The sequence below is a fragment of the Rhizobacter sp. P5_C2 genome (assembly GCF_054049715.1).
In genome coordinates this window covers 1-6,886 of the sequence record NZ_JBFULV010000182.1, presented here as the reverse complement: position 1 = coordinate 6,886, position 6,886 = coordinate 1, and the positions used below count along the sequence as shown (strand labels likewise).

Genomic DNA, 6,886 nt, shown 5'->3' with positions numbered 1-6,886 from the left:
GCCCGCGCCGCGACGGCCCGCCGCAAGGTCCGCGCGGACGCGGCCCGCGCAATGACGAAGGGCGTCGGCGCTAGCGTGAGCGGGTCGAACGCCGCGACGCCGCCGGACGCTGCCGAATGGGGTGACTTCGCAGCCGACCTGGACATCGCCTACGCCTACCGCCAGTTCGCCGACAAGACGCGCGAGCAGGCGCTGGCCTTGTTCGAGCACAGCGACGTGCTGTCGCGCGCCGAAGACCTGGGCGCGATGCCGGCCGGGCCGTTCCGCTTCTACCTGCCGGTGTTCCGCGACTTCGTCGTGTCGCCGCGCATCTTCGAGATCAACCAGGGCCTGTACGCGTCGACCGCGGCCGATGCGTTCCTGAACCTGATCATGCGGCGGCTCGAGAGCGAGCCCGAGGCCATCGTGCCGCTGATGCCCGAGCTGCTGCCGGCGGTCGAGTACCTGGCCGAGAACCAGGCGCGCTACGACGCCGACGAAGACGTCTACGGCAGCTTCTTCGATGTGCTGGCGGCGATCCGCGAAACGCTGCGCGTGCTGTCAGGCGAGCCGTCGGTCCAGGGGCCGCCGGCGCAGTACCTGCATCTGGCGCCGGGTGGCGCGCTGCCCGACCTGTCGGCGCTCGCGCCGTTCCGCGCCGTCGTGATGATCGATGCCAAGCTCACGCTGACCTGGCAGATCCAGGTGAGCGACTGGCTGGTGGACAGTGGCTGCCTGCACGTGATGGCCTGGGGCAAGGACGCGAGCCTGTGGGATCACTCGGTCGCGATGGCCAACCTGGAGCAGTGCGGCTTCGGGCCGATCCCGAAAGAGGCGCAGGTGGTGACGGTGTCGCACGAGGTCGAGTCGCTCGGCGAGGTGCTGTGGTTCTGCAAGAACTGCGCGAACCATCCGGTGGTGGAGTTGCAGCACACCGTGCTGATCGAGATCAGCGATCGGGGGGATGAGGAGATGGTGTTGCAGGCGTATGCGGACGCTTGAAGCTCCGCCTTCGCTCCAGGAACAGCCCACACCCGTTCGCCCTGAGCAGGGACCGAGCTTGTCGGGGGCCCGTCCGTCGAAGGGTTGTGCCCGACGCACACAGGGCCTTCGACAAGCTCAGTCCGAACGGATTCCTTGTGTTCCTGCGGCCACCCCTAGGGTGCTCCGTCGAACCGCTCACCCAGCCGCTCGGCCTCCTCCGACACAAGCAGCAGCGCCGTGATCGCCATGCGGCGCAACGCGTCATGTTGCCTGCGGTCGAGCAGAGGCGCCTGATCATCGGCAAGCGCCCACGCGTCCTGCTCCGAAATCTCGAGCAGGTGGCGCGTGCCATCGGTGATGTCGATCACCTGAGCGAGCAGGCGCTGGATGCGCCGGGCTTCGTTGGAGCGAGGCCGCTGTTTGACCGTGCGGCGCGAATTGGGAGCGGAATCGGCCATGCCGCAGGTTCTTCCTCTTCGTTCCATGAGCGTGAAGCGTGCATCAGCGCCTACTTTGCGTCTACAGACTTTGAGTAGCTTGTCGACGCATGGCGAGATTGAATCGATCAGCCTCCAGCCGGTAGAGTAGGCCCCCAAGGAGGCTCACCATGCTTGGAGCAATCGCCGGCGACGTGATCGGTTCGATCTACGAGTGGAACAACATCAAGACCAAGGCGTTCGAGCTGATCGGACCGCGCTGCACCTTCACGGATGACACCGTTCTGACCGTCGCGCTGGCCGAGGCCATCCTCGACGGCGCCGACTACGGCCCGCTGCTGAAGGCCTATGCGAGCCGCTACCCGCGGGCCGGCTACGGCGGCCGGTTCAAGCAATGGGCGCGCTCCGACGACCCCACGCCCTACTACAGCTGGGGCAACGGCGCCGCGATGCGCATCAGCCCGGTCGGCTTCGCGTTCGGCTCGCTCGACGAAGTGCTGGCCAAGGCCGACCACTACACCCGCGTCACGCACGACCACCCGGAAGGCATCAAGGGCGCGCAGGCCGTCGCGGCCAGCATCTTCCTGGCCCGCACCGGCAGCAGCCGCGACGACATCAAGCGCTACGTCGAGACGACGTTCGGCTACGACCTGTCGCGCCGGCTCGACGACATCCGGCTCGTCTACCGCTACGACAGCTCGTGCCAGGGCACGGTGCCCGAGGCGATCATCGCCTTCCTGGAGTCGACCGACTTCGAGGACGCGATCCGCAATGCGATCTCGATCGGCGGGGACAGCGACACCATCGCCTGCATCACCGGCGGCATTGCGCAGGCTTTCTACGGTGGCGTTCCACCGGCCATCGCCCAACCGGTGATGAGGATCCTGGACGGCCTGTTGCTCACCACGACGAAGCGGTTCATGCAGTCGCATACACCGGACGCGCCGAAGTGACCGCCCCATTGCCGGCTACGCTCCGCGTGATGACGATCGACGACTACGACGCCGTGATCGAGCTGATGAAGGCGACCCCGGGCGTCTCGTTCCGCGATGCCGATTCGCGTGAAGCCACCGCGCGCTACCTCGAACGCAACCCCGGTCTGAGCTTCGTCGCCGAGAAGGGCGGCCGGCTGGTGGGCTGCGTGATGAGCGGGCATGACGGGCGGCGCGGCTACCTGCAGCACCTGGTCGTGCTTCCCGAGCACCGTCGGCAGGGGATCGCGAACGCGTTGGTCGGCTGCTGCCTTGCAGCGCTGGAACCGCTCGGCATCCTGAAGTCGCACATCGACGTGTACCGAACCAACGACGTCGGCCAGGCATATTGGGAAAGCCAGGGCTGGACGCTGCGCACCGACATCCACCGCTACTCGCATGTTCAACGCGGGCACGAGAACGCCTGACCGGCCCACGTGCCTGCAGCCGCGGCTGATGCGAAGAACCCCTGACTTCGCGGTTGTCTGAGGCGCCCGCCGTGGGAATGGATCAGTCAAGGTGTCGGTGGCAAGATGCCGTCTCACATCCCTCGCATGAGGACGCGATATGTCCATGACCCTCGAATCCCTCCAGGCCCAAGTGCTGCGTCTGCCGCCGGCTGATCGCGCGAGGCTGCTCGATCGCCTGATAGCCAGCCTCGATGTCGACGCCAAGGCTGAAGCTGCGTGGGACGATGTGGCGGATCGCCGTGAACGCGAGTTGCAAGCGGGAACGGTGGAAGCGTTGCCGCTGGACGCGGTGATCGCCCGGCTTGAAGCGCGCTTCCCGGGTTGAACTCACACTCGCACGGACCAAGCAAGGTACACCCCATGCACCTCGACACCCTGACCTCCAACCCCAACCTCGCCGTCGCCTGCACCGCCTACTTCATCGGCTGCGCGAGCCCCGGCCCGAGCATCGTCGCGCTGATGGGCACCGCGATGAACGGCGGGCGGGCACCGGCCTTCGCGCTGGCCGCCGGCATCACGGTGTCGTCGTGGACGCTCGGGCTCACCGCGGCGCTCGGCCTCGCGTCGCTGCTGGCCGCGTGGTCCGGTGCGCTGACGGTGGTCAAGGTGATCGGCGGGCTCTACCTGCTGTGGCTGGCCTTCAAGGCCGGGCGCTCCGCGCTGTCGCGCCACGAGGCGGCCGATGTCAGCGCGGCCGGCCGCACCGGCAGCCTGCGCCAGGTGTTCCTGAAGGGCATCGCGATGCACATCACGAATCCGAAGGCGATCTTCGTGTGGCTGTCGACGATCTCGATGGGCCTGCCCGCGCACGCGTCGCCGACCGATTCGCTGGTCGTGTTCGCCGCCTGCGGCCTGCTGGGCGTGCTGATCTTCATCAGCTACGCGCTGCTGTTCTCGACGGCCGTCGCGCGGCGCGTCTACCGCTCCACCCGCCGCGCGTTCGACGGCACGATCGCGGTGTTCTTCGGCTTCGCCGGCCTGCGGATGCTGCTGTCACGCCACCTGTGAAGGTTCAGCGCACGCGCGCCCCCGTCGCCCCGTCGAACACGAACGCCGCCCCCGGATCGAACGCCACGCCGACGCGCCGCCCGACCGCCTGGTCGAAGTCCTTCGCGCCCTTCACCGTCAGCTTGTGCGCGCCGATGTGCAGCGTGACGAGCGTGTGGTCGCCGATCAGCTCCACCGCGTAGATCTCGCCCTGCAGCGCACCGCCGTCGGCGATCCGGCAGTCCTCCGGCCGGATGCCGAGCACCGCCTCTGCCAGGCTCGCCGTCACCGGCGTCGGCACGCGGAAGCCCGCGCCCTCCAGCCACCCGCCCGACAACGCGCCGCGCAGGAAGTTCATCGGCGGCGCCCCGATGAACCCCGCGACGAACAGGTTGGCCGGGTCGTTGTAGATGCGCGCCGGCGTGTCCAGCTGCTGCAGCACGCCCTTGTCGAGCAGCGCGACGCGGTGCGCCAGCGTCATCGCCTCGACCTGGTCGTGCGTCACGTACAGCGTCGTGATGCCGAGCTGCTGCTGCAGGTGCTTCAGCTCGGCGCGCATGTGGCCGCGCAGCTTCGCGTCGAGGTTCGACAGCGGCTCGTCCATCAGGAACACCGACGGCCGTCGCACCATCGCGCGCGCCAGCGCGACGCGCTGGCGCTGCCCGCCGGAGAGCTGCCGTGGGTAGCGATCAAGCAGCCCGTCGAGCTGCACCTGCTTCGCCACCGCCAGCACCTGCTCGTGCTGCTGCGGCTTCGGCACGCCGCGCACGTCCAGCGGGTAGGCCACGTTCTCGGCCACCGTCTTGTGCGGGTACAGCGCATAGCTCTGGAACACCATCGCGATGTCGCGGTTCTTCGGCAGCACGTTCGTCACGTCGCGCTCGCCGATCAGGATGCGCCCGGCACTCGCCGTCTCGAGCCCGGCGAACACGCGCAGCGCGGTGCTCTTGCCCGAGCCCGATTCGCCGAGCAGCACCAGGAACTCGCCCGGCTGCACCTGCAGGTTGAAATCGCGCAGCACCTCGACCGCGCCGAAGCGCTTGCCGAGGTGATCGAAGGTCACCGAATGCGGGGTCGTTGAAGAAGACAGCGTCGTCAAGGGTCAGCCTTTCACCGCGCCGGTCAGCAGGCCGCGGGCAATGAACTTCTGCAGGAACAGCGTCATCACGACCACCGGCACGATCATCAACAGGATCAGCACGCTCATCGTCCACCACTGCGGGCCGCGCGTCGCGTTCTGCGCCGCGACCAGCAGCGGCATGGTCTGCGCGTTCGCGGTCGACAGGAACAGCGCGAGCAAATACTCGTTCCAGCTCAGGATCAGCACCAGCAGCGTCGTCGCGACCAGCCCGGGCCGGGCCAGCGGCAGCATCAGGTCGAACAGGATGCGGTAGCGCGACGCGCCGTCGAGCGCCGCGCTCTCTTCCAGCTCGCGCGGGATGCCGTCGAAGAAGTCGACCATCAGCCAGACGACGATCGGCAGGTTCGCGGTCATGTAGGTCACGATCAGCGCGAACTGCGTGTCCAGCAGGTGCACCTGCTGGAACATCACGTAGATCGGTATCGCCGACACCACCGGCGGCAGGATGCGCTGCGAGATCATCCAGAACAGGATGTCGTCGTTGCCCAGCCGCGCGGTGATGCGCCGCTGCAGCGGCCGCAGCCCGAGCACGAACAGCATCGCGGCCAGCGGCAGCGCCCCGCCGAGCGACAGCCCCGCGCCGAGCACCAGCGCGACCACCGCCGCGACGCTCGCGATGAACAGCAGCACGGCGGCGACGCTGGGCCGGTAAGTGATGCGCGTCAGCGCATACGCCGCCATCGAGCCGATCGCGACCGCCAGCAGCGTCGACAGGCTCGCGATCAGCATCGAGTTCAGGTACGGCCGCAGCGTGTCGCGCCCGGTCTCGACCAGGATGTACTTCCACGCATGCAGCGAGGGCTGGAAGTCGATGAAGGGCAGGAACACCGGCCCGTCGGACACCTGCAGCGGCTCCTTGAACGAGGTGACCAGCACCCAGTACAGCGGGAAGAACACGACGAAGGTCCACGCGAGCAGCGCGCCGTAGACCAGCACGCGCGGCAGCGGCGCGAGCTCGCCCAGGCGCTCCGATTCGAACAGGCGCTTCATGCGGCGGGCTCCCCGCGCGCCGGCCGCACGACGAAGTGGAAGAAGCTCACCGCCATCAGCGTCGACACGAACAACAGCAGGTAGGCCACCGCCGCCGAGCCGCCCAGGTTCAGCGAGCGCCAGTCGATGAAGGCATGCAGCGTCATGCTCTCGGTCGCGATGCCCGGGCCGCCGTTGGTCAGCACGTTCGGCAGGTCGACGATCTTGAAGGCCTCGATCACGCGGATCAGCACGACGGCCGCGGCGGTCGGCGCAATGGCCGGCCAGGTGATGTCGCGGAAGATGCGCCACGACGGCGCGCCGTCGAGTTGCGCCGCTTCGAGCTGGTCGCGCGGCTGGCCTTCGATCGCGGCCAGCAGCACGATGAAGATGAACGGCACCCACTGCCAGGTGTCGCCGATCAACACGACCCAGCGCGCCGACCAGGCGTTCTGCGCCCAGGTCATCGCACCCAGGCCGAGCACGCGGGCGATGGGTGCGAACGGGCCGACGCTCATGTCGGCCAGCATGCGGAACATGTAGGCGATGCCGACCGGCGTGACCATCAGTGGCAGGAAGAACGACAGCCGGAACAGCGTGCGCCCGCGGATCGGCTGTGCGCACAGCAGCGCGAGGCCGAGCCCGAGCGCGAACTGCAGCGCGACGCCGCCGGCCACGTAGAACAGCGTCGTCAGCAGCGAGCCCTGCTGGCCGTTCGCAGTGCCGGCGGCGGTCAGCGCGATCAGCAGCCAGGTGGCGCCGGCGAGTTGGCGGCCGACGAGGCCGCTCAGGCCGGCGCGGGCGCCCAGCAGGCGCGCCGCGAGCGCGGCGGCGATGAACAGCGCGAAGCCGAGCAGCAGCCACGCGAACCACGGCCAGTCGACCGCATCGCGCAGGGCCCGCGCAGCCGCCGCGAACGGGCCCAGCGGCGCCAGCATCACCGCCACC

Annotated in this window: 9 protein-coding genes; 5 read left to right on the top strand and 4 right to left on the bottom strand. The window is 68.6% G+C overall.

Features of this window, described 5'->3' with window-relative positions:
- Positions 1 to 981 (top strand): DUF7684 family protein (locus ACXJLU_RS32260; protein WP_457337825.1); only part of this gene is annotated, 981 nt, incomplete at its 5' end.
- A 155-nt stretch (positions 982 to 1,136) separates the two neighbouring features.
- Here the strand turns inward: ACXJLU_RS32260 and ACXJLU_RS32255 are convergent.
- On the bottom strand, positions 1,137 to 1,421 hold the full coding sequence (locus ACXJLU_RS32255; protein WP_457337824.1) for a hypothetical protein: 285 nt from the start codon (positions 1,419 to 1,421) through the stop codon (positions 1,137 to 1,139).
- Between the two features lie 149 nt (positions 1,422 to 1,570).
- Here ACXJLU_RS32255 and ACXJLU_RS32250 point away from each other — a divergent pair, with 149 nt between their 5' ends.
- The 4 genes from ACXJLU_RS32250 to ACXJLU_RS32235 all read left to right on the top strand — a co-directional run bounded on the left by ACXJLU_RS32250 (position 1,571) and on the right by ACXJLU_RS32235 (position 3,849).
- Positions 1,571 to 2,353 (top strand): ADP-ribosylglycohydrolase family protein, encoded by a 783-nt coding sequence (locus tag ACXJLU_RS32250; protein WP_457337823.1) that lies wholly within the window; start codon positions 1,571 to 1,573, stop codon positions 2,351 to 2,353.
- A gap of 29 nt (positions 2,354 to 2,382) precedes the next feature.
- A complete protein-coding gene (locus ACXJLU_RS32245) occupies positions 2,383 to 2,799 on the top strand; it encodes a GNAT family N-acetyltransferase (RefSeq protein WP_457337822.1) in 417 nt (138 codons plus the stop codon).
- 145 nt (positions 2,800 to 2,944) lie between these two features.
- A complete protein-coding gene (locus ACXJLU_RS32240; RefSeq protein WP_457337821.1) occupies positions 2,945 to 3,166 on the top strand; it encodes an addiction module protein in 222 nt (73 codons plus the stop codon).
- Positions 3,167 to 3,201: 35 nt separating this feature from the next.
- Complete coding sequence (locus tag ACXJLU_RS32235; protein ID WP_457337820.1) at positions 3,202 to 3,849, top strand: LysE family translocator; 648 nt, start codon at positions 3,202 to 3,204, stop codon at positions 3,847 to 3,849.
- A 4-nt stretch (positions 3,850 to 3,853) separates the two neighbouring features.
- Here ACXJLU_RS32235 and ACXJLU_RS32230 read toward each other — a convergent pair whose 3' ends face one another.
- From ACXJLU_RS32230 to ACXJLU_RS32220, 3 genes are all read right to left on the bottom strand, one after another.
- The gene (locus tag ACXJLU_RS32230) at positions 3,854 to 4,891 is read right to left on the bottom strand and encodes an ABC transporter ATP-binding protein (protein ID WP_457337819.1); all 1,038 of its coding nucleotides are present in this window, start codon (positions 4,889 to 4,891) and stop codon (positions 3,854 to 3,856) included.
- A 39-nt stretch (positions 4,892 to 4,930) separates the two neighbouring features.
- Complete coding sequence (locus ACXJLU_RS32225) at positions 4,931 to 5,959, bottom strand: carbohydrate ABC transporter permease (RefSeq protein WP_073465834.1); 1,029 nt, start codon at positions 5,957 to 5,959, stop codon at positions 4,931 to 4,933.
- The coding region (locus tag ACXJLU_RS32220; RefSeq protein ID WP_457337818.1) for a carbohydrate ABC transporter permease at positions 5,956 to 6,886 on the bottom strand (931 nt) is incomplete at its 5' end. The genes ACXJLU_RS32220 and ACXJLU_RS32225, both read right to left, overlap by 4 nt.